Origin of the sequence: Nocardia sp. NPDC004604 (genome assembly GCF_040609795.1) — a bacterium.
In the GTDB taxonomy this organism is placed as follows: Bacteria; Actinomycetota; Actinomycetes; order Mycobacteriales; family Mycobacteriaceae; genus Nocardia.
Window position 1 is genome coordinate 1 of sequence record NZ_JBEXLC010000074.1, and the last position, 21463, is coordinate 21463.

19 protein-coding genes and 1 pseudogene are annotated in these 21463 nt (G+C 64.7%); 9 read left to right on the forward strand and 11 right to left on the reverse strand.

All coding sequences use genetic code 11. The annotated features are described in order from the left end of the window. Positions 1 to 205 (forward strand): annotated as a pseudogene (locus ABZW16_RS25255) (hypothetical protein); the annotation flags it as partial. A 64-nt stretch (positions 206 to 269) separates the two neighbouring features. Here ABZW16_RS25255 and ABZW16_RS25260 read toward each other — a convergent pair. Continuing rightward, positions 270 to 590: a hypothetical protein gene (locus tag ABZW16_RS25260; protein WP_354958486.1), complete on the reverse strand. Its 321-nt coding sequence runs from the start codon at positions 588 to 590 to the stop codon at positions 270 to 272. Between the two features lie 536 nt (positions 591 to 1126). Here ABZW16_RS25260 and ABZW16_RS25265 point away from each other — a divergent pair. The 3 genes from ABZW16_RS25265 (at position 1127) to ABZW16_RS25275 (ending at position 6231) form a co-directional block, all read left to right on the forward strand. Further along, positions 1127 to 2251, forward strand: a complete 1125-nt coding sequence (locus ABZW16_RS25265; RefSeq protein ID WP_354958488.1) for a radical SAM protein — start codon at positions 1127 to 1129, stop codon at positions 2249 to 2251. 123 nt (positions 2252 to 2374) lie between these two features. Beyond that, positions 2375 to 5638 (forward strand): protein kinase, encoded by a 3264-nt coding sequence (locus ABZW16_RS25270; protein WP_354958489.1) that lies wholly within the window; start codon positions 2375 to 2377, stop codon positions 5636 to 5638. A gap of 224 nt (positions 5639 to 5862) precedes the next feature. Next, positions 5863 to 6231: a hypothetical protein gene (locus tag ABZW16_RS25275; RefSeq protein WP_354958490.1), complete on the forward strand. Its 369-nt coding sequence runs from the start codon at positions 5863 to 5865 to the stop codon at positions 6229 to 6231. Between the two features lie 27 nt (positions 6232 to 6258). Here ABZW16_RS25275 and ABZW16_RS25280 read toward each other — a convergent pair whose 3' ends face one another. After that, a complete protein-coding gene (locus tag ABZW16_RS25280) occupies positions 6259 to 6435 on the reverse strand; it encodes a hypothetical protein (protein WP_354958491.1) in 177 nt (58 codons plus the stop codon). A 422-nt stretch (positions 6436 to 6857) separates the two neighbouring features. On the opposite strand from ABZW16_RS25280, the gene ABZW16_RS25285 reads away from it, so the two are divergent. After that, entirely contained in the window at positions 6858 to 7493 is a 636-nt protein-coding gene (locus ABZW16_RS25285; protein ID WP_354958492.1) for a hypothetical protein, read from the forward strand. A gap of 213 nt (positions 7494 to 7706) precedes the next feature. On the opposite strand, the gene ABZW16_RS25290 is transcribed toward ABZW16_RS25285, so the two are convergent. Further along, on the reverse strand, positions 7707 to 8249 hold the full coding sequence (locus ABZW16_RS25290) for a helix-turn-helix domain-containing protein (protein ID WP_354958493.1): 543 nt from the start codon (positions 8247 to 8249) through the stop codon (positions 7707 to 7709). Positions 8250 to 8311: 62 nt separating this feature from the next. Between ABZW16_RS25290 and ABZW16_RS25295 the strand changes: the two genes are divergently transcribed. Together ABZW16_RS25295 and ABZW16_RS25300 are read left to right on the forward strand one after the other, a co-directional pair. Next, positions 8312 to 9142 (forward strand): alpha/beta hydrolase, encoded by an 831-nt coding sequence (locus ABZW16_RS25295; protein WP_354958494.1) that lies wholly within the window; start codon positions 8312 to 8314, stop codon positions 9140 to 9142. Between the two features lie 94 nt (positions 9143 to 9236). Continuing rightward, entirely contained in the window at positions 9237 to 10532 is a 1296-nt protein-coding gene (locus ABZW16_RS25300) for a carotenoid oxygenase family protein (RefSeq protein ID WP_354958527.1), read from the forward strand. A gap of 445 nt (positions 10533 to 10977) precedes the next feature. On the opposite strand, the gene ABZW16_RS25305 is transcribed toward ABZW16_RS25300, so the two are convergent. The 5 genes from ABZW16_RS25305 to ABZW16_RS25325 form a co-directional block, all read right to left on the reverse strand. Then, positions 10978 to 11118: a hypothetical protein gene (locus ABZW16_RS25305; protein ID WP_354958495.1), complete on the reverse strand. Its 141-nt coding sequence runs from the start codon at positions 11116 to 11118 to the stop codon at positions 10978 to 10980. Positions 11119 to 11698: 580 nt separating this feature from the next. After that, positions 11699 to 14941: a protein kinase gene (locus ABZW16_RS25310; RefSeq protein ID WP_354958496.1), complete on the reverse strand. Its 3243-nt coding sequence runs from the start codon at positions 14939 to 14941 to the stop codon at positions 11699 to 11701. 449 nt (positions 14942 to 15390) lie between these two features. After that, the gene (locus tag ABZW16_RS25315; protein WP_354958498.1) at positions 15391 to 15753 is read right to left on the reverse strand and encodes a gamma-glutamylcyclotransferase family protein; all 363 of its coding nucleotides are present in this window, start codon (positions 15751 to 15753) and stop codon (positions 15391 to 15393) included. Positions 15754 to 15880: 127 nt separating this feature from the next. Then, positions 15881 to 16585, reverse strand: a complete 705-nt coding sequence (locus ABZW16_RS25320) for a M24 family metallopeptidase (protein WP_354958499.1) — start codon at positions 16583 to 16585, stop codon at positions 15881 to 15883. Between the two features lie 312 nt (positions 16586 to 16897). Next, complete coding sequence (locus tag ABZW16_RS25325; protein ID WP_354958500.1) at positions 16898 to 17419, reverse strand: Fur family transcriptional regulator; 522 nt, start codon at positions 17417 to 17419, stop codon at positions 16898 to 16900. 53 nt (positions 17420 to 17472) lie between these two features. Here ABZW16_RS25325 and ABZW16_RS25330 point away from each other — a divergent pair, with 53 nt between their 5' ends. Together ABZW16_RS25330 and ABZW16_RS25335 are read left to right on the forward strand one after the other, a co-directional pair. Further along, the gene (locus ABZW16_RS25330) at positions 17473 to 17874 is read left to right on the forward strand and encodes a metalloregulator ArsR/SmtB family transcription factor (protein WP_354958501.1); all 402 of its coding nucleotides are present in this window, start codon (positions 17473 to 17475) and stop codon (positions 17872 to 17874) included. Further along, positions 17871 to 18074, forward strand: a complete 204-nt coding sequence (locus tag ABZW16_RS25335) for a zinc transporter Slc39a7 (RefSeq protein WP_354958502.1) — start codon at positions 17871 to 17873, stop codon at positions 18072 to 18074. Before ABZW16_RS25330 ends, ABZW16_RS25335 begins: the two co-directional genes overlap by 4 nt. A 14-nt stretch (positions 18075 to 18088) precedes the next feature. Here ABZW16_RS25335 and ABZW16_RS25340 read toward each other — a convergent pair whose 3' ends face one another. The 3 genes from ABZW16_RS25340 to cbiM are packed head-to-tail and all read right to left on the reverse strand — an operon-like array spanning position 18089 to position 20932. After that, positions 18089 to 18907, reverse strand: a complete 819-nt coding sequence (locus tag ABZW16_RS25340) for an ABC transporter ATP-binding protein (RefSeq protein ID WP_354958503.1) — start codon at positions 18905 to 18907, stop codon at positions 18089 to 18091. Next, positions 18891 to 19838, reverse strand: coding sequence for a cobalt ECF transporter T component CbiQ (cbiQ, locus tag ABZW16_RS25345; RefSeq protein WP_354958505.1), 948 nt, complete (start codon positions 19836 to 19838; stop codon positions 18891 to 18893). Before cbiQ ends, ABZW16_RS25340 begins: the two co-directional genes overlap by 17 nt. Then, a complete protein-coding gene (cbiM, locus tag ABZW16_RS25350; protein WP_354958506.1) occupies positions 19835 to 20932 on the reverse strand; it encodes a cobalt transporter CbiM in 1098 nt (365 codons plus the stop codon). Before cbiM ends, cbiQ begins: the two co-directional genes overlap by 4 nt. Positions 20933 to 21463 lie beyond the last annotated feature (531 nt).

Sequence of the window (21463 nt, forward strand, 5' to 3'; positions counted from 1 at the left end):
ACGTCTAAATAGAGTAAAACAACAATTACAGCAATCTTCTTACAAATTAACACCTCAACGCGAAGCAACAGTTCGTGTGTTAATTGAAAATGAAATGCGTCAGTGTGTCGTCTCTGGAAACGCGTCGGATGATTCTGCTGCCAGTCCTGCCCGCTCAGCGTATCGGTTCACTGCGAGTTACACACTCGCACAACAAGTTTCGTAACATTCGCCACGCATCGATCTGAATCGCCACACCATCCTTTCGCTGGGCCCCGAGACTCAACTCATTACCCGACTTCGTGGACGACGACCTCGGCGCGCACTTGCAGGACCGCCTGCAGGACCATCCGGGACACCGACATGTTCGGCATGTGCCCGTGCAGTGTGATCACCGCGTGCGCTGCGGCGCGGCGGCATTCCTGGATCAGATCGACGAACGCTGGCGGGAGCATTCCGGTCTCCGGCGGCGGTTCATGGAACACGGTACCCAGCTCGTAGCCGAGCGAGCGAGCCGCAGCCCGTAACGTGTCTTCACCCGAATCGCGGTCGCGTTCACCGATCAAGTCATCGCGCAAGTACCCGTAGGCCAGAGGGAGTAGTGCAGTCATCGTAAGAAGCCAGTTCCGCATCGACTGGCAACCGCAGACAATCGCCTGCGCCAGCCGGATGGATATGTTCGCCGTAGCCTCGCTGGCAAAGCCGAGCTCGGCACTGGTAACACTCGTATCCAGTTGATGACCGCGACCCCGCTGGGCGTTGTTGCCCGCCTCGGTTCCACGTCGTTGTGCACCGCGGGGGTCGCCGTCGTCGCTGACGGGCATCAATCGCGCGGTGGAATGCTCCCAACCGACACCTGTGCCCGCCGACACCTTTTACCGTCGTCGCATAGGTAGGCGACGCACATCGGCAAAGTACGCAACTACGTACCTAGATGGGTTGTGATTGGGCGGATCGCCATCGCGTGACCGAGGATTTCACAGTTTCGGTGCCGGTGAGGTGTTCGGCTTCGGCCACGGCCCGCACTCCGTCCTCGTTCAGACATGGCGCAGCGGGATGTGCTCGTAGGCTCGTGAACCGGCGGGCGAGGCCGGGCCGCGCGGCACAGCTCGACCACCCAGGAGCACTACGCCTCGTCGAGACCTCAATGACACTGAACCAGTTCCGCACCTGCATCCCCGACGACGTCCTGGCCCAGCTCGAGATCATCGACATCTGCGGCGCCTACCGAGACCCGGCCATCGCGCCCGAACTACTCGAGATCTGCCAGCACGTCCATCGAATCAGCCCGGACGCGTCGATCCGGATCTACTCCAACGGAGGCCTGCGCACACCACTGTGGTGGGCACAGGTCGCCGGAATCCCTGGAATCCAAGCAATTTTCGCCATCGATGGCCTCGACGCCAACCACATCTACCGCCGCAAGGTCGACATCGACAAGGTCCTGCGCAACGCCGCCGCGTTCATCGCTGCCGGTGGGCGCGCTCAGTGGGACCACATCGCCTTCGCCCACAACGAACACGAGATCGACACCGCCCGCACCCGCGCCAACGAACTCGGATTCGCCGAGTTCCACGTCAAGAAGACCGCCCGCTTCCTGCGGCCGCTCTACGAACCCGCACCCGAACTCCGCCCCGGCGACGGCATCAACGCCGCTCCCATCTACGACCGCGCTGGCGCGGTGATCGGCGAACTCCGGCCTCCGGCCAACGAGCGACTCGTCAACGAAGTCCTGCTGTGGGCGTGCACCATCGAAGCCAAGGCCGAATACTACGACAGCTTCGACACCTGCCGGATCAGCTGCTCCGCGCTCAACGCCCGCGAGATCTTCCTCTCGGCCTCTGGGCACCTGTACCCATGCTGCTGGCTCTACGTCCAAACCACCCTGCCCACCCTCTACCGCGGCAACGCAACCACGGACCCGCAGGCCCACTACCTCCTCGAATCCTGCGGTGGCCCAGCATCACTCGCCGCCAACCTGGTGCTCCCTCTCCGCCATCATGGAAGGCGAATTCTTCACTGCAGTGGAGAGCAGCTGGAGCGCGGACTCCGTGGCAGGCGGGAAGCTGAAGGTGATTCTGCCGTGCGCGCTATGCGGCAATTGAGGACGTTCGAGGCCGTTGTGCGGAACACGGCCATGCTGACGTCGGTGGCAACCGCGCCGTCTCCGGTCGTGGTCGCGATGTACCAGAGCGGTGATGAGGGCCTCGGATATCTACACCATGGGATTGCTTCCCGGTGTTCGCGGTCGGCACGGAGGAACCGTGTATAGCCGTGCCGCATCCGTCGAATAGCTGGATGTCCGCTCGTCATGGGCGATAGGCTGGGCACCGTCGAAAGGTGAGTTGACCATGTCCGGTGCTCACAGCCATACCGAGAGGATTGCGCGCGGCTGATGATCGACGACGCCGCGAACCGTACCCGCCGTGACGTGAGCATGACGGTAGCGGAGGAGTTGCGTGCGGTCGGCTTCGAGGACACCGAAGAGATCGGTCGCGGCGGTTTCGGTGCGGTTTATCGCTGTCGGCAGGTGGGGTTGAATCGCACGGTTGCAGTGAAGGTCCTGACCGGGGAATTGGACGAGGAGAACCGGGCGCGGTTCGTGCGGGAACAGCGGGCGATGGGCCGGCTGACCGGGCATCCCAATATCGTCACCGTGCTGGAGGCCGGTGTTACCAGCGACGGGCGGCCCTATCTGGTGATGCCGTATTACCCCTTGGACTCGCTGGCGGCGCGGATCCGGCGGCGCGGTCCGCTCCCGGTGGATGACGTGCTGCGGATCGGGGCCGGGATCGCCGGGGCGCTCGAGAGCGCGCATCGGCTGGGCATCGTGCATCGCGATGTGAAGCCGGGCAATATTCTGTTCACCGATTATGGTGGACTTGTCCTGACCGACTTCGGGATCGCGCGCATCCCCGGCGGGTTCGAAACGGTTGCCGACATTGTGACGGCATCGCCGGCGTTCACCGCGCCGGAGGTGCTCGAGGGCCGCACTCCGACTCCCGCCGCCGATGTCTACGGGCTCGGTGCCACCTTGTTCTGCGCGCTGACCGGGCATGCTGCCTACGCGCGGCGCAGCGGTGAGCAACTGGTGGCCATGTTTGTGCGGATCAGCCGGGGGCCGGTGCCGGACCTGCGCGATAGCGGCTTCCCAGCCGAGGTGTGCACTGTCGTGGAATCGGCGATGCACCGCGATCCCGAGCAGCGGCCCTCCGCAGCGGAGCTTGGCGAGGCTATCCGGCAAGTGCAGCAATGCTGCAACTACCCGGCTGGCGAGATGGCCCTGCGCAGCGACCCCGCCGGCGCCCGCGACCACGAGCCGAAGAACCGTCAGCCGACCTCATCGCGAACCATAGGACGCAGCGGCAACGTGCTGCCCGAGTTGACCAGCTTCGTCAACAGGCGCGCCGAGCTGACCGAGCTCAAGCACCTGCTGACCGTGTCGAGGCTGGTGACGCTGGCCGGGATGGGCGGCGTGGGCAAGACCCGACTGGCGCTGCGGGCGGCCTCGGCTGCTCGACGCGATTTCGCCGATGGGGTGTGGGCGATCGATCTGAACGACGTGCGTGATCCGTCGCTGGTGGCTCCCATCGTCGCTGCCGCGCTGGGCGTGCGGGTCGATTCGGCCCGGCCGGTCGATGACACGCTGGTCGAGTTTCTGCGATCCCGTGAAACCCTGCTCGTCGTAGACAATTGCGAGCAGGTTGCCGAGTCGATGGCAAGCCTGGCCGAGACGTTGTTGTCGGTGTGTCCGGGATTGCGGATCCTGGTCACCAGCCGCGAGCCGCTGGATATCGGCGGAGAAGCGGTGCGGCGGCTGCAGCCGCTGAGCGTTCCTGCCGCCGGCCGCGAGCCGATGCTGCGAGAGCTGTGTAAATACGATGCGGTGACGTTGTTCGCCGATCGCGCTGCGGCAGTCGTGCCCGGCTTCGCGCTGACCGAGGAGAATAAGGCCGCGGTGGGCGGGATCTGTTCCCGGCTGGACGGGTTGCCACTGGCGATCGAACTCGCGGCGGCTCGGATGCGCGCCATGTCGCCGGACCAGATTCTGCTGCGGCTCACCGATCGGTTCGCGCTGCTCACCCGGGGCTACCGCACCGCGCCGACACGGCAGCAGACCTTGCGGTGGTGCATCGACTGGAGTTATCAGCTGTGCACCCCGGCTGAGCAACTGCTGTGGGCCCGGCTGTCGGTGTTCGCCGGTGGTTTCGAACTCGACGCCGTCGAGGCGGTGTGCGGTGCCGATACCGAGGCGGCAGAGCTGCTCGATGTGCTGTCCTGGCTGGTGGACAAATCGGTTGTGATCAGGGAAGAACCCGCGGGTGCGGTCCGCTTCCGGATGCTCGACACCGTACGGGACTACGGGCAGGACAAGCTGCGGGAGGCCGGTGCGGACGAGGATCTGCGGCGTCGGCACCGGGACTGGTACCGACGGCTGGTGCTCGATGCCGAGGCCGACTGGATCAGCGACCGGCAACTCGACTGGCTGGCCCGGCTCGACCGCGAGCAGGGCAACATCCGTGCAGTGCTCGAATTCTGCATGTCCGACCCGACCGAGCAGTCAGCCGAAGCGGGGCTGCGCATCAGCGCCGCCTCCTTCGTGTTCTGGAGTTTCCGTGGCTTGTTCGGTGAAGGCCGCCGCTGGCTCGACCGCGCCCTGGCCCATCCCTGCGTACGTTCGACAACCGACCAGGTCCGGGCGCTGCACGCCAGCGTCTTCATGGCCACGCGGCAATGGGACCTCCAGACGGCAGCCACCCTGCTCGCGCAGGGGCGTGTGCTCGCCGAGCGCGATCCCACACCCATGAATCAGGCGCTGATCGCCTATGCGGAGGGTGATCTAGCTCTCTATCTCGATGAGCCCGCGCGTGCGGTGTCGTGTATCAATCGAGCCATCGAGGTGCTGAGCTCCGACCCGCGAGGATGCCTGCACGTTACTGCGTTGCTGTTGCTCGGTGTGGCGCACGCGCAGCAGGGCGATACCGGACGGGCAGCCGAGTGCCATCAGCGGATCCTGTCCATCACCGAGGCGTGCGGCGAGTCGTTGTTCCGGTCGACCGCTCTGGGGATGACCGGGATCGCGGCGTGGCAGCAGGGTGAGAGCTCCCGCGCACAGGATTTGCTGCGGGAGTCGCTGCGGCTCAACCAGCGCATGCGCAGCCTTCTCGTCGCGGCACTGGATCTCGAAGTGCTGGCGTGGATCGCGGCCGGCACCGACCACCAGCGAGCCGCCGTGCTGATGGGCGCTGCGGCACATATGATGCGGACCGCCCCCGGCGCGGCGATTTACTTCCCACAGATGGTCGAGGCCCACCTCGACTGCGAGCGTGTCGTGCGTCGCGCACTCGGTGAAATGCGCTTCGATGCGGCGTGGCGACGCGGCCAGGCAATGAGAATCAACGCCGCGGTCGCCTACGCGCTGAACGAAGAACAACCGGCCGGCACACCACCCGCCGGCGGGACGACATTGACCAAACGTGAACGCCAGGTGGCGGACCTGGTCGCCGAGGGGCTCACCAACAAGCAGATAGCATCCCGGCTGGTGATCTCCCAGCGCACCGCAGATGCCCACGTCGAGCACATCCTGGCCAAGCTCGGGTTCACCTCTCGCGCCCAGATCGCGGCGTGGATCGGGTACGCGACCCGGCACGAGAGCTGATCGCGTGCCTGCTGCTGAGGCGCACCGGTTCACCAGACCAACAAGACACGCTGCATTCACCCACTACCGTGCGTTCGGTCGGCTGAGATAGACCTGCCCGAACGCCCGAACGCGAGTTCGTAAACTGTAGCTTCACCTGTGCGCCGGTCGGCTCTGCTCGCCGATCCAGGCTGCGATCTGGGCGCGCGAGGTGAATCCGAGTTTGGTCCGGATGTGTTCGACGTGTGCCTCAGCGGTGCGCTGGGAAACGGCTACATAATCCCCGCGGAGGACTACGCCGCAGGGTACGACCGGCTGCTCGCACCCCTCGCCGACACCGGCGCGCCGAGCTGATCCTCATCGAGCCGTTCCTCCTGCCGATCAGCGGCATTGTCGAGGTCGGTAACGGCTACGCGCGCCTCGACGAAGAGGGCCGCAAGAAGTGGCGCGCCGACCTGGACCCGAAGAGCCAGGTCGTGCGCGAGATCGCCCGCAAGTACGACGCGCACCTGCTCGCCGCCGACGGCATGTTCGCCGAGCTCGCCGCGACGACCGGACGCTGGACTCCTGCCGGTGCGACCAGGCGCAGCCAGGCCGCCGCGAGTGCGGCGTGACCAGCTGGTGTCGGGTGCACGCCGTCCTCAGACCAGTACTTCAGCGACCGCGGCTTCCCCACACCGTCCACGATCAGCGAGCAAGCGCAGAGATGGCTTGCCTTCCGGGGCGATGAGCTGTCGTATCCGGATGCCGACGACACCGATGCCTGGCTCGCCATCCTTGGGTTCAGCAACTCCGGGCAGCGCCAATAACTGCAACATGACACATCCGTCGGAGCATCAAACCGGATATGCCCCCACGATAACCAGGCGTCTTCCGAGACATCGCGACCGTGGACTTCCCCATATCCCCGGCATGGATGCCGCCGGAACCGTCGACGAGGTGAGAGAGGGAGTGACCGGGGACCGCCGTGGGAGATGAGATCTTCGGCCACGTTCCCGTTGCCGATCAGGGAGGCGCCACGTCCCAGTACGCCGTGGTTCGATCCGGTACCGCCCGTCGTTCCCGAGTCCTCGCTGGTCACAGCTTCTCGCGAAAGCCGTTGGAGCAGAGGGGGCCTAGGTAGCATCGGACCTGGTCTCGCGCGATGTTCCCTGGTCGACCCGGGAGCATCCACGTGAGGGGTGTTCGCTGCACGTCTACTTCTTCTCCGGATCTTTTCGACCATGTGAGGAGCTCGGCGATGACCAGTGTCGTACCAGCCACCAAGTGGGACCTCTCTCTCGGCACCGCGGCGGTGTTCCCCTCCCGCAACGGCATAGTCCGCCCGTTCATCCTGGTCGGCGACTCGGCCGAGGCGGCGGTCGATCCCAACGCTTTCGCCAAGGAAATCGACAGCCCAAGCCCGGACTATTCGTTCCGCGCCATGCTCAACAACGCCAGCTACGACTTGATCCTGGTGTCGCTGAGCACCAGCGACAGCCTCGACGGCAAGGCCTACGACAGCCTGCGGTCGGTGATCACACGCACGATCAACTACAGGAACGGCGGCGAACCGCTCACGGTGTGCGGTATCGGGCGTGGAGCCTTGCAACTTCGCTACCTGCTGGCCAGGACGGAGGCCGAGGGGATCGACCACCAGGCCCGGTGTTTCCTGTCCTACTACAGCACCGAGCCGAGCAAAGGCGAAGCCGCCGAGCTGAACAGGGTCGGCTCGTGGCCCAGGCTGCCCCGCATGTACGAAATCGGCATCACCGGGGACAACTTCAATTACATAACCAGCGAATTCGACGACTTGATCACCGGTGCAAGGGCCAACCGCGTCCCCCTGTTCCCCGACGAACTGAGCACCAACATCCTCCAGAAGATCCATAACTAGCACCGCGCGCAACATGAAGACCGGTCAACAGCTACGTCGCTGGGATCCAACGGCCCCGCATCGCCTCGCCGGGGCCGCTGGACTTTCCGGACCGACGCGGACCAGTCGGTGACTCCGAGGCCAACAATCGAAGTTTCAATCCGTGGCGATACCCCGGGCCTCGGAGTCTGGAAGCCGTCGGCGTGCGGGTGCGGCGAACGTGCGGCAGCACTGTCAGCTCGGCGATGCTGGTTTCTCGCCTGGGAAAAGGATCGGGCTGATCAAGTACGGTCTGCGGCCCGGCCCGGGCTGGTTCGCCGCGAGGGGTGCGACGAGGTCGCGGAAGCCGGTGAGCATGGTGTCGAGTTCCTCGGGGCTGAGCCAGAGCGTGGCTTGGCGGTAGCCGACCGCGTCGGCGACGGGATCGGCGTCGGCTTGATCGAGGTAGGCGTTGAACTCGGCGATCAGGACGGCCATGGCGGCGGCGAACCCTTGGCGGTGATCGTCCGGCGTCATCGCGCTGCTCGCCTCGGGGGAGACGGTCGGGCGGTCGGGGCGCAATCGGTAGGAGCGTTCCACCGCGCCGCGCACGCGTCGCTCGTCACCGATCTCGAGCATTCCGCCCTCCGTGAGCAGGCCGAGCTGGCGGTAGACGCTAGTCCGGGGCACATCGAGCATGCGGCCGCACAACTCTCCTGCGGTGCGTAATCGGCCGCCGGACAGTGCGTGGATGATGCGCAATCGCACCGGGTGGAGCAGCAACTCGATCGGGTCCATACGTAACTATCCCATATATGGTACCTTTCCCAAAGTTGGTATTGAATGGAAGGGTGACCGCGATGCGGGATGTTCCTGGGCGTCGAATGATGGTGAACGGCACCGAGATCTACTTCGAAGAGTCCGGCACCGGGGACACCTGGGTGGTGTTCGAATCCGGTGGGGGCGCCGGGCGGACGCTCTGGGATCGGGTGGTGCCGTTACTGGGGGACATCGCGCATACCGTCGCCTATGACAGGGCCGGTCGCGGCCGCAGCGGCAGCGCCGCCGAACTGCAGACCATCGACGGCATGGCGGCCACCCTGGTGGCGTTGGTCCAGGCGCTCACGCCGGGGCGGGTGATCCTGGTGGGCCACAGCATGGGTGGGCTGATCGTCCGTCGCGCCGCCGAAACGCTGTCGCCAGCCGGGCTCGTCCTCATCGACCCGACACCGGAAGCCGCTCCGAACTACAACAATTGGGCGCCGACCGCCAAGAAGACCGACCGCATCCTCGCCGCGCAGCAGGCACTGAGCCACTTCCCACCGCTCATGCGGATGCTGACCCGCTCCTATGGGCGCAAGTTCCCCGCCGACAGCTACGCGACCATGCTGGCCGAAGACTTCACCCCCGCCGGGCTCGCCACAACCCGGCATGAAATAGCGGCCGTCGCGGGGGCGATCGACGAATTCCGCCGCCGCCCACCAGAACCGCCGAAATCCGGCGTCATCGTCATCTCGGCGATCCACGCCGCCCGCTACCAGGCTCGCAATCTCGACGTCATGCGTGAATACCAGCGCCGGTACGCCGAACAGGTCGGCGGGCAATTCGAGGACGCGGTCTCCGAGCACATCATCCCCGCCGAGCGACCCGAGCAAGTCGCTGACGCGGTTCGCCGCATGGTGAGCGCGTAGCATCGCAGGAGCAGTTATGGAGCAACCCGGCAAAGCCCAGGACCCACAACAACATTCACCCGAGTTCGACAACGAAGCACCTCCTCCGAGTTACATGGCCGGTCCCTACGCACCGGTTGATGACGAGATCGATTCCATCGCGTTGGAGGTCGTCGGCGCCCTGCCCGCCGAGCTGGATGGGCGGTACTTCCGCAATGGGTCGAATCCGTTGCCGGGTCAGATAAGCCCGCACTGGTTTGTCGGGGACGGCATGCTGCACGGTGTGCGGCTGCGCAATGGACGGGCGGAGTGGTACCGAAACCGATGGGTGCGCACGCTGAAGTTCGATGGGGCTTCGCCGCTGCGCGAGGACGGCAGCTTCGATCGCGCCTACAGCACGGCCAACACGTCGATCATTTGCCACAGCGGACGGCTGTTCGCCTTGGTGGAGCAAAGTTTTCCGTCCGAAGTCACGCCGGAGCTTGACACGGTCGGTGCGTGCGACTTCGCCGGGAAGCTGACCACCGCGATGACGGCGCACCCCAAGGAAGACCCGATCACGGGGGAATTGCACTTCTTCGGCTCCGACATGCGGCCACCGTTCGTCACCTACCACCGGCTTTCCGCCGCTGGCGAATTGGTGTTCAGTACCCCGGTCGACGTCCCCGGGCCAACCATGATGCACGACTTCGCGATCACCGAGAACCACGTAATCTGGCTGGATCTCCCTGTCACCCTTCAGTTCTCGGGAAAGGGCCTGCCTTTCCAGTGGAGCGACGACTATGGCGCGCGCATCGGTGTGATGAGCAAGAACGGCGGCCCAGTGCGCTGGTTCGAGGTGGAACCCTGCTATGTCTTCCACGTCGGCAACGCCTGTGAAGATGGCTCGGGCCGCGTCATTCTGGATGCGATTCGATACGACGCGAGGGCGTGGAACTCCACGTGGCCCGCCTTGGCGGGAGAAACCCCCTCGCCGGGCACCGGCCGCGGTCAGCAGCTCTACCGGTGGGCGCTCGACCCCGCGACCGGCCGGGTCGCCGAACAGCCGCTCGACGATCGGTCGGTGGAGTTCCCGACCGTCCACGCCCGCCACGTCGGCCGCCCGAACCGGTACCTCTACGCGGTCGACCGCGAAACCATCGTCAAGTATGACGTCGATACCGGCAAATCTACTGTGCACCAGCTCGGTTCGGGCTGGAACGCGGGTGAAGCGGTGTTCGTCCCCGCGGCCGACGCGCGCAGCGAGGACGACGGCTGGCTGATGTCCCTCGTCATCCACGACGACACGAATGTGCCCTCGCAGCTGCGGATTCTCGACGCCACCGCCGTCGAAGCCGGGCCGGTAGCCGCCGTGCGCCTGCCCCGGCGGGTGCCGATCGGATTCCACGGCAACTGGATCACCGAGGAGTAGTTGGCAAGCGGTACCGGGCTCGCTCAACTCGGCATGGGCGCGCGTTTACCACCCCCGCCTGCCGGAGTGTGTCGGGCCTTGGAGGCCCTGGATGGCTCGGAACAAGCGATGCTGAATCACCGCAATGTGTTCGCGCAATGCCACGCTTCGTTATTCAGTGGGCCTAACGCTTCACAACGCGAACACTCTGACGGCCGATGGCCCAGAGATTCGGATCGGACCGGTAGGCGTTCGGTAGGTAAAAACCACGGCTGAACTGCTGAATTTCACTGAGTTGTCGGCGATCGGCGCTCCGCTGGTGCATTGGACCACCGCGCGCACCCCAGGCGTCGGCCAGGGGCGTTCGCTCGGCATGCGGCATGATCGCGCATTGGAACGAGACGCCAGGTCCTCGCAGCAGCTGAGTGACAAACGATTCAATCGTCCGCCGAGCGCACTTGACGGCCTATAGGACCACCGCAAGACACTGGTCCGTTCGGGCGCGGCGGCCCGGCGCGGGCCCGACCTGGCAACGCACGACGATCTCGGCGTAAATCTCGTCCACCAGAGCCGTCACCTCGAAGTTGCGGTCGCCCAACAGCAGCATGGCGGGGTACGCCTTGCCAGGTTTGCCGATGTAGCCGGCCTGGACCGCGGGGAAGGTCAGAATCGAAAGCGATGCCGCACACCGGCTTCCAGCAGTTCCGTGCTGTCGAACCGAGGTCGAGTGTCGAAATGCAGTGTTGTTCCCCCTCGTGAGCCACTGTGTTCTACGGTGGCGACTCCGCGACAGACTAGTCGATCGGTCAGCGCGTGTCGCCCGACTGGTTTGAGGTGACGAGAATTGCGGGTGTGGCCGTCGCCGAATCCGGCCTGTCGCAAAAGAATGAGGACAGGCATGAACCACGGCTCGCAATGGTTTCGGTCATCGTTGAGTCAATTGGACTTTCTCGCGCCCGCCCGTTCGGTCGACGCAGACGCGGGGTCCGTGATCGAATTCGCCATCCGCTGGGCACCATTCGGCGGCGCCAGTTCCAACGACCTGCCGGTCGCATTCGGTGTCGGCCATCGGCGCTGCATGAGATGCTCGATGCGGGCCTGCGACCGCACATCGCCGACCACAAGGAAATACGCTGGCTCGAGCGCACGGTCTTGGACGCGCTGATGTCGGCGTGGCGACGAAGATTTCAGAGTTCGGGCTGTTCGGCGGCCCATGTCGCAATCTGTGCGCGCGAGGTGAACCCCAGTTTGGTCAGGATATGTTCCACGTGTCCATCGGCGGTGCGCGGTGAAATGACCAGCCGGGCCGCGATCGCCTTGTTGGTCAGGCCGCGCGCAACGAGATCGGCGACCTGGCGCTCACGCTTGGTCAGTTTTCCTCCTGAGCGGAGGGGCGGCGCGGTCGCTTCGGCTCGCTCGCCGAGTGCGAAGCCCGCTGCGGCATCGAAACTCATTGCGGCGCCTTCCTGATGGGCCGCCTCGAATGCGCGCGCGCCGAGCATCTCGCGACTGCAGCGGGTGAATTCCTCGTGGTAGACGAGCATATTGGGTAGCATGGACACGGCGCTGGCGCCGATGCGGCTCAGCGTATCGGCGGCGCCCAGCAGGGTAGCGGCGCGGCGGGCATGGCGCTGCTCGGTCGCGATCCAGGCCAGTGCCTCCAAACAGATGGTGGCGACGACCGGATCGGACACCAGCCGGGCCGCTCGAATTCCCTTCTGCAACAGAGGTGCGGCGCGGTCGGGCTCACCCGTTCGCCACACGGCGAATCCCAATGCCCACAGCACCCACGACCGAATCATTGTTTCACCGGCGGATTCGGTGATCGCGAGCGCCTTCTCGAGGTCCGCGAGTGCCCGCGTGGTATCGCCCTGTTGTGCATAAGCCCAGCCGAGCGAAATCCGCGCTTCCAGCTGCGATTTGAGGTCACCAGATGCCTCGTAGCTGTCGATGGCATCGGCCAGCAGGCTACTCGCACGAGCCAGATTGTCAGCACCGCCCGCGGAACAATAGTTTCCCTTGGCGTGGGCGAGCAGGGCTGCGACCAGTGGGTCCGCCGTCTGCTCGGCCAGGGCCTCGAGCTGTGCCACGTTCTCGGCTGCGGCGGGTAGGTCACCCTGCAGGACGGCCATCGTAGCGGCCCCGCAGCGAGCCTTGGCCCGACTCAGCGGCTGTGCATCGGTCGATTGGGCCAGCGCGCGCTCGCACCAGCGACGTCCCTCGCTGAGCCGTCCACGCGATGTCCAGAAGATGTACAGGGCGTTGACGATCCGCAACGCACTTTCGCCCGACTCGGACAGGCTGAATTCCAGCGCATTTCGCAGATTCGGCAGCTCCCGCTCCAACCGGGCAACCCACTGCAGTTGGTGCGGACCGATCCATTCCGCTTCCGCCTGGAGTGCCAACCGCTCGTACCAATCTCGATGCCGCCGAACGTATTCCGGGTACCTCCCGCTGTTCTCGGCTTGCTCCCTGGCGTATTCCTGAACGGTCTCGAGCATCCGGAAACGGATCGTGCCCTGGGTTTCCTCGCGGATCAGGATCGACTTGTCGACCAGTGCGGACAATGCGTCGAGCAAGTGCGCCTCGGTGAGGTCGGTGCCGCATACTTGCTCGGCGGCATCGAGTTCGAAACTGCCCGCGAACACCGACAGCTGAATCCAGAGCCGCTGCTCGGCCGGTGTACACAAGTCATAGCTCCAGCCGATGCACCACCGCAGGGTCTGCTGGCGCATCGGGGCACCACGACTCCCGCGAGTCAGCAGGGCATAGCGGTTGTCGAGCCGAGTCAGGATCTGCTCGGGCGACATCGTGCGCAGCCGGGCAGCGGCCAGCTCGATCGCCAACGGAAGCCCGTCGAGTCGAGCGCAGATCCCGGCCACACTGAGCAGAGAGTCATCGGTTACCTCGAAACCCGGCACGGCCGCGGCCCCCCGTTCGGCGAACAACATCACCGCGTCGTAGCGGGCCATCCCGCGCGGCCCGGGTTTGCTGGCCAGATCGGGAATCCCCAGTGGGGGCACCGCGGACACCGACTCCCCACCGACACCGAGCGCCTCGCGACTGGTCGCCAGAATCCGCACCTGCGGGCAGTTGCGCAGCAGTGATTCGGTCAGCGCCGCGACTGCTTCGATCATGTGCTCGCAGTTGTCCAGTACCAGCAGAAGATTGCGCGTGAACAAGAACTCCAAAAGCACCTCGAGCATCGGCCGGGCACTCTGGTTTCGCAGACCGAGGGCGGTGGCCACGACGTCGACCAATAGTGTTTCATCGTGCAGATCACTCAACTCGACCAGCCGCACACCGGCGGTGAAATTTCGCTGCACCTTGTCGGCGACGCGCAGCGCGAGTCGTGTTTTGCCGACCCCGCCGATGCCGGTCAGCGTCACCAGACGTGACCCCGCCAGCAGGTTCTTGACCTCGGCCACCTGGATCCGCCGGTCGACAAAGCTGGTCAGCTCGAGCGGCAGGCTTCCGGTGCGATTCCCCGCCGCGGGCACCGACATGACAACCGATGCCTGCTCAGCTCCTGGTTCGGTCGGCAGCGCCATCGCGTCGACTGCGAAACCTCGAGCGCGTTCCACCTGGCGCAGTTGCTCGCCCAACTCCGCGGCGGTGGGGCGGCCGCGTGGTTCGCGTGACATGGCAGCCTCGATCACCGCGCAGACGTCGTCGGGAATTCCTTGCTCACGCAGGTCCGGTACCGGTTGCTGCGTGATTCGCAGAAATTGCGTGACCACCTCCTCGCCGCTGCGGCGCTCGAAGGCCGCATGCCCGGTCAGCGCACAGAACAGCGTGGCTCCCAGCCCGTACACATCCGAGGCCCGGCTCGGGGCGTCGCCACCGAGGACCTCCGGTGCGGTGAACGCCGGGGACCCGGTGACCGTGCCGGTCGCGGTTTCGAATCCACCGGTGATGTGGGCGATCCCGAAATCGGTCAACGCGGGCTCACCGTAGTCGGTGAGCAGGATATTTCCCGGCTTGATATCGCGGTGCAGCACTTGTGCCCGATGCGCGGTTTCCAGCGCCCCGGCGATCTTCACCCCCAGGTGCAGCACCTCTGCCAGCGACAACGGACCGTCGCGGCGCACGCGCGCATCCAAGGACCCGCGAGCGTGATACGGCATGACCAGGTAGGGGTGACCGCTGCTGGTTTCGCCGACCTCGAGCATGTCGACGATATTCGGGTGCCCGGTCAGCCGTCCCATCGCACGTTGCTCGCGAAAGAAACGCTCCCGATTCTCATCCAGCTCGCCGGTCAGCACCTTCACCGCGACCGTGCGCCCCACGGCCGGCTGGGTACAGCGGAACACCTCCCCGAAACCGCCCCGCCCGATCTCCTCGGCATCGGCGAAACCAGCAGCGCTCAATTCCGTGACGACCTCAATACCGACATCACGCTGCGTCTTGAACGGATCTCTCTCGACCATTGGCTACTCGTGATCTACCCACCGGGCACCAGCCAGAATATCCCGACTGGTCCCTTCGAGGCACGCCGTTCGCGCTCTCCAACGCCCTGACGCGGCACTCGGACCGCAGACCATTGTTCGCCAGAATATCGACCGCCCGGATTGCGTTCGTATGCGCTGTCATCGCCAGAAAAGGTTCAGCAGGCACCGCTGGGTTCGGGCGTGTGGGGCGCGACGCGAAGTTGACCGATGCCGGTGTGCTGCGCGAGGGCATACCCTCCGCGCGGTCCAACGTAGATTATCCGCGGTGCAGTCGGACGCAGCCCAGATAGCCGACGTAGTCGATCAGGCTCTGGCGATTGTGGCGCCATGCCGCGCGCCGATGGTGGGCGCAGCACCGTCACCGCAGGGCAGGGCAGGGCAGGGCAGGGCAGGGCAGGGCAGGGCAGGCGAGAATAGCTATCGGACGCCTAGGTGGCGGCGGTACCGCCATCCTGGCCTGCCAGGACATACACCCACGCCTGCACCCCGGAGCGCAGCGGCACCAGTATCCGGGTGTAGTCGTCGACCTCATAGGCGTCGGCGGCGGCCAGATCGTCGTCGTCGAGGGTGAAAACCGTTCCAGGAATTCCGGTTTCGTGATCGGCGGGACGCAGGACCGGATGAACGGCGCTGCCGCTGGCCTCGATCACCGCGGCATCGGTGATCACGACCTCGCCCAGCTCGTATCCGATGATCTCGTCACCGCGTCCGGCCAGTTCGCGACCGAAGATGCTGCACTGCACCTCGGGTTGGCGCAGGGTGCCGTAGGAGAACAACAGATGGATGGCCACGACACGACAGCAAACCACACCACCGACACCCTCGGGAGGTGAAGTGCCTCTCGACCGTCCATGGCATCGGCCGCGAAAGAGATCAATATCAGGTGCCATGGCCTCGGGCCGGGATCGGGGCGCGCATTCACACGGATGTTCGCACGTCCAGGAGTTGTTCGAAGAAGCCGCCGAAACCGCGGTCACGGTCGATCAAATGGATCTCCAGGATCCAGTGACACGCGCGCCCAGCAGGATCCAGACGCCGCATCGGAGTATCGGACCCTGGCGCGATATAGCTGGTTACCGCAGTGCCGGAAATCTGCTTGTGCGGGAACTCCCCGACCAGATGACCCGCAATCGGGGCACTGAACTCCCAGCCAAGCGCGGCAGCGCGGTCAACGATCCAGGCATAGAGCTGCTCGCCGGTGATATCCGGATCGGCGTCGAACAGGTCGCGCCCCTGCCGCCACAACGGCTCCAGTGCGTCACGAACAGCCAACTTGGCTGGATCGTCACCCAACACGTAAGTGCGGCCGAAGTCCGCCTCCCATTCGCCGAAGATCGGCCCGAAATCCAGAAAGCAAATGTCGTCCTCGCCGACGACACGATCCGGCGGATTCGCAGAGTACGGCTCTAGAGTATTGACACCAGCCCGGACGATACGTTTGTGCCAGAACCGACGGATTCCGAACATCTCCTCGGCGAGGTCACGCACCGCATCACTGACCGCGGATTCAGTCTGCCCCGGCGCGATGAGTCCGCGCGTGATCACCTCGTCGAACAAAGCCTCGGCCTTCGCTTCGGCATCGAGTAACGCCGACACACGGCCCAACTCCGCAATCGCATCCATGAACCCGACAGTAGATCACCGACGAACCCGCCCACGGTGTCGCATCAGGATCCATGGGGCATTCCTGAACCGTCGACGTCGCCGACGCTTCGATGGACACCACCTCGTCACACACCTGCGCCAGCGCGCTTCAGCTCGCCGAAAATATCACTACCGCAACCGATTTGACTTGCGCTCAAAACGCGATCCTCGAACTGCTCTCGGGTCGCACCGGCTACCCGGTGATCAGTTTCAGCGTCTGGTAGGCGGCGTCTCGTTGCTGCTTTTTCTTCGCGAAGACCGAGACCTACGATATCGGCCCGGCGGGTTCGGCTATTGCGCGACCTTTTGGCAGGTGGGGCACAGTCCGTGCAGGGTCAGCCCGGCGGTGTCAGCGAGTTCGAAGCGGCTGCCGCGACTGGCGTGGTCCAGCGCGGTTGTCAGTTGTTCGGCGGGGATTTCGCTCACCGCCGCGCATTGTGTGCAGACGGCATGGTGGTGGGGTCGCTCGGTCAGCCCGTAGCTGGCCCCTCTTGCTCCGACGGTGAGCATGTGCAGCGCGCCGATCTCCACCATCCGCGTGAGCGTTCGATAAACTGTGGTCAGGTCGACGGGTTCTCCCCATTCGATGAGTTGCGCGACGATTTCCTGTGCTGTGAGGTGGCCCACGCCGGGGTCGCCGGTCAGTACCGACAGCACAACCAAACGTGGTGCGGTGCACCGCAATCCGTGAGCACGCAGGATCGATCGGGCGTGCTCGACAGCTGGGTAGTTGGATGTATCCGCAGTGAGCGCCGTTCCGGTATCGCCCACACATGGCGAAGTGGGTGTCGCCGATCGGCCGACGTTTTTCATGATGTACCTCGTTCGCCACGGAACACGTTGTTCCACAACGCTACTATCTGCGCATGAATGCAGACGATCCGATAGCGCGGTTGCCTGATGATCAAGCCGCGCTGGTCGTCGAGGTGTTCAGGATGCTCGCCGATTCGACGCGCGTTCAGATCCTGTGGGCGCTGGTCGATGCCGAGTTATCGGTGAACGATCTGGCCGACCATGTCGGTAAGCCGGCGCCATCGGTGTCCCAGCATCTGGCGAAACTGCGGATGGCTCGACTCGTGCGGACCCGACGCAAGGGCACGCAGGTGATCTACCGGCTCGAAAACGACCACGTGCGTCAACTGGTACTGGACGCGGTCTACAACGCCGAACATGCAGGTTCGGGTATCCCCGGACACCACCGCGGCAGCGCCGATCTGCACGCGCTGCCCAGCGAACCAGTTCGAGACAGAAAGGGAACGCAGAGATGACCGGCCAACACGCCCATAGCGAACCTCATGCACACGCCCACAGTCACGGCTCGCTGACCCATACCCACGCCCACAGCACGCACGAGCACGACCACATCGAACACGAACACACCCATGCACACGATGACGGAACCGAACATTCGCATCGCCATGCGCACCAAAGCGATCTGCTCCACGATCACTCACACACCCACGACTGAGCCGGACCGGGCAGTCATCCGGGCGGCTGAACCGGCAATCGGGTGCGCGCGTGGATGAGATTTGCTTGCAGCAGTAGCGCCCGGTCGGCAAGGACGGCGGCTGGTGTCGCCTCGGCGAGGATCGTGTGGTCCTCGCCGAAAACGATGCAGCGATCGGCGAGTCGATCCAGGCTGTCGAGGTCATGGGTGGCCAGCACTATCGTTTTGTCCGCTGCGGCGAGGTCCTCGATCAGCTCGGTCAGCCATTCGCTGGTGCGTGGATCGAGCGCGGCGGTCGGCTCGTCGAACAGCAACACTTGTGGGTTCATGACCAGCACGGTGCCGATCGCGACCCGTTTCTTCTGTCCTCCGGAGAGTTGGAACGGCGCACGGTCGGCGATATCGGCGATGCCGAGCAGGGCAAGAACGTCCTGAACCCGGGCCGCCGCTTCATCGCGGTGCAAGCCCAGCTGAAGCGGTCCGAAGGCGAGCTCGTCGCGCACTGTCGGCGAGAACACCTGCGCGTCGCTGTTCTGGAACACGAACCCGATCCGTGACCGGAAGCCGGTGTTCATCTGCTCGTCTTCCAGGGCGTCCTCGGTGACGGGTGCCCCGAACGCGGTGTAGGTTCCGCTCTCGGGAAATACCAAGCCGTCCAATATCTTCAGCAGCGTGGACTTGCCGCAGCCGTTCGCGCCGATCAGCGCGACCTTCTCCCCCGCTGAAACCTTCAGTGACACACCGGCAAGGGCTTCGAACTTTCCGTAATAGCGATATCGCAGATCCGCGCACTCCAGGACGGGCCCTGCGCCAGGCAGATGACAGGACTCGGATTCCTCAGCGGGTGATGACATGCTCACCCACCAGAAGTGCCGCGCCGAACACCGCGACAGCGATGGCGTAGAGCACATCGGTCCTCGACAACCGTGGTTGGGCAAGAACTTTCGCATCACCGCGATAGCCGCGCGCGACCATCGCCTGATGCACTTCTTCCGACATCGCCATCGACTTACCGATCATCGCGCCAGCGGTGGCGAATACGAACCGACGCGCGTGCTTGTCGTGCTTCTCGGCACCGACTGTGCGGGCTTTGCGCGCCTGATACATATCGGTGACCGTGGCGAGCAACAGGAACAGGTAGCGATAGGCCATCCCGATGATCAGGATGAACATGCGCGGGACACCGAGAGTGCGCAGCGACGCCAGCAGCCGCGTCCACGGCGTGGTCAGCGTCAACAGCATGACCAAACTGATCGAGGACGCCACCCGAGCCACGACGAGCAGTGCCGACATCAGACCCTGCCGGGTGATCCCCTCGGCTCGGCCGTGCCAATGCCACAGCGTCACGATCACCTCGCCCTCGGTGACCACACTCAGTGTCGCAGGGATCAGCACGATCCCGGTGAAGATCGGGACGAATAGCCACACCCGCTTGACGAAGAATCCCACCGGCAGCGCGCTACACGCGGCCAGGATCAGCGTGGCGGCATACAACACCATCAGCGTCGCGATGTTGTGCAGGAACGCCCCGACCAGCAGCAGCCCGAACAGGGTGACGATCTTGACCCGGGCATCGATGCGCTGCAACAAACCGTGCTGAGCGGAGGTGTCGTCGCTGAACATCACCTGCCGCAACAGATCCGCGCCGCCGGTCAGTGTCTTCTCGACGTAGGATCCCTTGCGGCGCTTGCCGATACACCCACACGGGCACAACGCGACATCGCGAGTGAGCAGCCAGTCCGGAGCCGACAGCGGACGCGGATCGGCGGACGGGGTCGCGGTCATGAGCTGGTGTCGGCCGAGGTACGCACCGGTTCGGTCCCTGTTCGGCTCGAACCCCGTGAGCCGAGAGCGCGCAGACCGACAGCGATGAGATAGACCGTTACTCCGACCACGACGATCCCGACCACGGCCGACACCAAGTAGCCGATATTGGGATGGGAACCATTGGAGAATCCGTAGCCGCCGAGCACGGTGTGGTTCCAGAACCCGGCGTACTTCGCCAACCCAGTCGGCACCGCGCTGAGCCCGAGATCACCCAGATCCAAGTCCTCCGGCGCATCTTCGCCGAAGGCGCCGCCGGGCGCCAGCAGACCCAGTGGCGTCAACAACAGCAGCACCGCCATCACCGACAGCGCTACCGCACCCGGACGCAGCTTCGGTTTCGGCGCCGAGCTATCCGCCGCATCGGCCGGCACTCCCGGATTATTGACCTGCAACAGAGGGATATTCGCCCGCTGCAGATACGCCACCACGCCACCAGCCAACGCGGCCTCGGCGATCCCCGCGATCAACAGATGCGCAAACATCATCGCGGGCAACGCTTGCGAAAGATGGTAGGGCGAATACAGCGGCGTCCCCGAGGCATCGTGGAACAGATCAGGCTGAATGCCGAGCTCGATACCGACACAGATTGCGGCAGCGTTGAGACCGACATAGCCGCCGACCGCGGCCCCGACAACCCGCCGCCACGAGGTCAGAGTGCTCCCCCTGGCCAGCAACCGATAGATCCCATAGGCGACGAACGGCAACACCACGCCCATGTTGAACACGTTGACCCCGAAGGCAAGTACACCGCCGTCACCGAACAACAACGCTTGGAACCCCAGCGCGACGGCCACAGCTATCAACGCAGCCCACGGCCCCAACAGCACCGCGATCAACGCACCACCCACCGCATGCGCGGTCGTACCGTCCGGAATCGGAATATTGAACATCATCACCAGAAACGACACCGCCGACAGCATCGCCAGCGTCGGAACCTGCCTGGTCTTGACAACGTTCTCGACCCGCCGCGCCGCGACCGCAGCCATCGGAACGACCACCACATAACCCACCGCGCACGTCGCCGGCGACAGATACCCATCAGGAATGTGCATCGAAACCCTCCAGGAGGCCTATCTGCAAGTTACTGGCATCAACGGTAACCTCCGCAGACATCGCAGACCAGAACAACGAAACAATCGACACTCAGCAGAAACACCGCGGTGTAAGCGACCTTTCGACGACGCACCATCGCGAAGTCCAAACCCCGCCATCACAGCTACCTTTGTGGGACAGCAGAATTCGAGCCGCGAGCCGAGCGCATCCGAGGTCGACCCGAACGGCGACGTTGTTCGACAAACACACCCCAGCGTCAACCCTTCTCACCCAACACCATTCGCGCCGAGTCGTGCAGTCCACAGCGCAACGGATCGAGTTTGACCAACCAATGCCGGACCTGTGATTGCGAATCCCGGTGCTGGCGAGCGCAGTTGGTTCGCTCGCGGTGGGGCGAGTGGAGCCCAACCCGTCACCATCCACTGGCTGGACCCGGAGAGTTAATGGCCGAGCAATAGATTCCTCCCCCGATTCGATGCTTATCGTGGAGAGGCGTCGTCGGCTCAGCGCTGGTGCGTCGAATCCAGGAG

Coding starts and splice junctions, on each gene's coding strand:
- ABZW16_RS25340 (WP_354958503.1), bottom strand. CDS start 18,907: ATGTCATCACCCGCTGAGGAATCCGAGTCCTGTCATCTGCCTGGCGCA.
- ABZW16_RS25335 (WP_354958502.1), top strand. CDS start 17,871: ATGACCGGCCAACACGCCCATAGCGAACCTCATGCACACGCCCACAGT.
- ABZW16_RS25290 (WP_354958493.1), bottom strand. CDS start 8,249: ATGGACCCGATCGAGTTGCTGCTCCACCCGGTGCGATTGCGCATCATC.
- cbiQ (WP_354958505.1), bottom strand. CDS start 19,838: ATGACCGCGACCCCGTCCGCCGATCCGCGTCCGCTGTCGGCTCCGGAC.
- ABZW16_RS25305 (WP_354958495.1), bottom strand. CDS start 11,118: ATGCTGCTGTTGGGCGACCGCAACTTCGAGGTGACGGCTCTGGTGGAC.
- ABZW16_RS25265 (WP_354958488.1), top strand. CDS start 1,127: ATGACACTGAACCAGTTCCGCACCTGCATCCCCGACGACGTCCTGGCC.
- cbiM (WP_354958506.1), bottom strand. CDS start 20,932: ATGCACATTCCTGATGGGTATCTGTCGCCGGCGACGTGCGCGGTGGGT.
- ABZW16_RS25295 (WP_354958494.1), top strand. CDS start 8,312: ATGCGGGATGTTCCTGGGCGTCGAATGATGGTGAACGGCACCGAGATC.
- ABZW16_RS25260 (WP_354958486.1), bottom strand. CDS start 590: ATGACTGCACTACTCCCTCTGGCCTACGGGTACTTGCGCGATGACTTG.
- ABZW16_RS25320 (WP_354958499.1), bottom strand. CDS start 16,585: ATGGATGCGATTGCGGAGTTGGGCCGTGTGTCGGCGTTACTCGATGCC.
- ABZW16_RS25330 (WP_354958501.1), top strand. CDS start 17,473: ATGAATGCAGACGATCCGATAGCGCGGTTGCCTGATGATCAAGCCGCG.
- ABZW16_RS25325 (WP_354958500.1), bottom strand. CDS start 17,419: ATGAAAAACGTCGGCCGATCGGCGACACCCACTTCGCCATGTGTGGGC.
- ABZW16_RS25270 (WP_354958489.1), top strand. CDS start 2,375: ATGATCGACGACGCCGCGAACCGTACCCGCCGTGACGTGAGCATGACG.
- ABZW16_RS25285 (WP_354958492.1), top strand. CDS start 6,858: ATGACCAGTGTCGTACCAGCCACCAAGTGGGACCTCTCTCTCGGCACC.
- ABZW16_RS25300 (WP_354958527.1), top strand. CDS start 9,237: ATGGCCGGTCCCTACGCACCGGTTGATGACGAGATCGATTCCATCGCG.
- ABZW16_RS25310 (WP_354958496.1), bottom strand. CDS start 14,941: ATGGTCGAGAGAGATCCGTTCAAGACGCAGCGTGATGTCGGTATTGAG.
- ABZW16_RS25280 (WP_354958491.1), bottom strand. CDS start 6,435: ATGTTGCAGTTATTGGCGCTGCCCGGAGTTGCTGAACCCAAGGATGGC.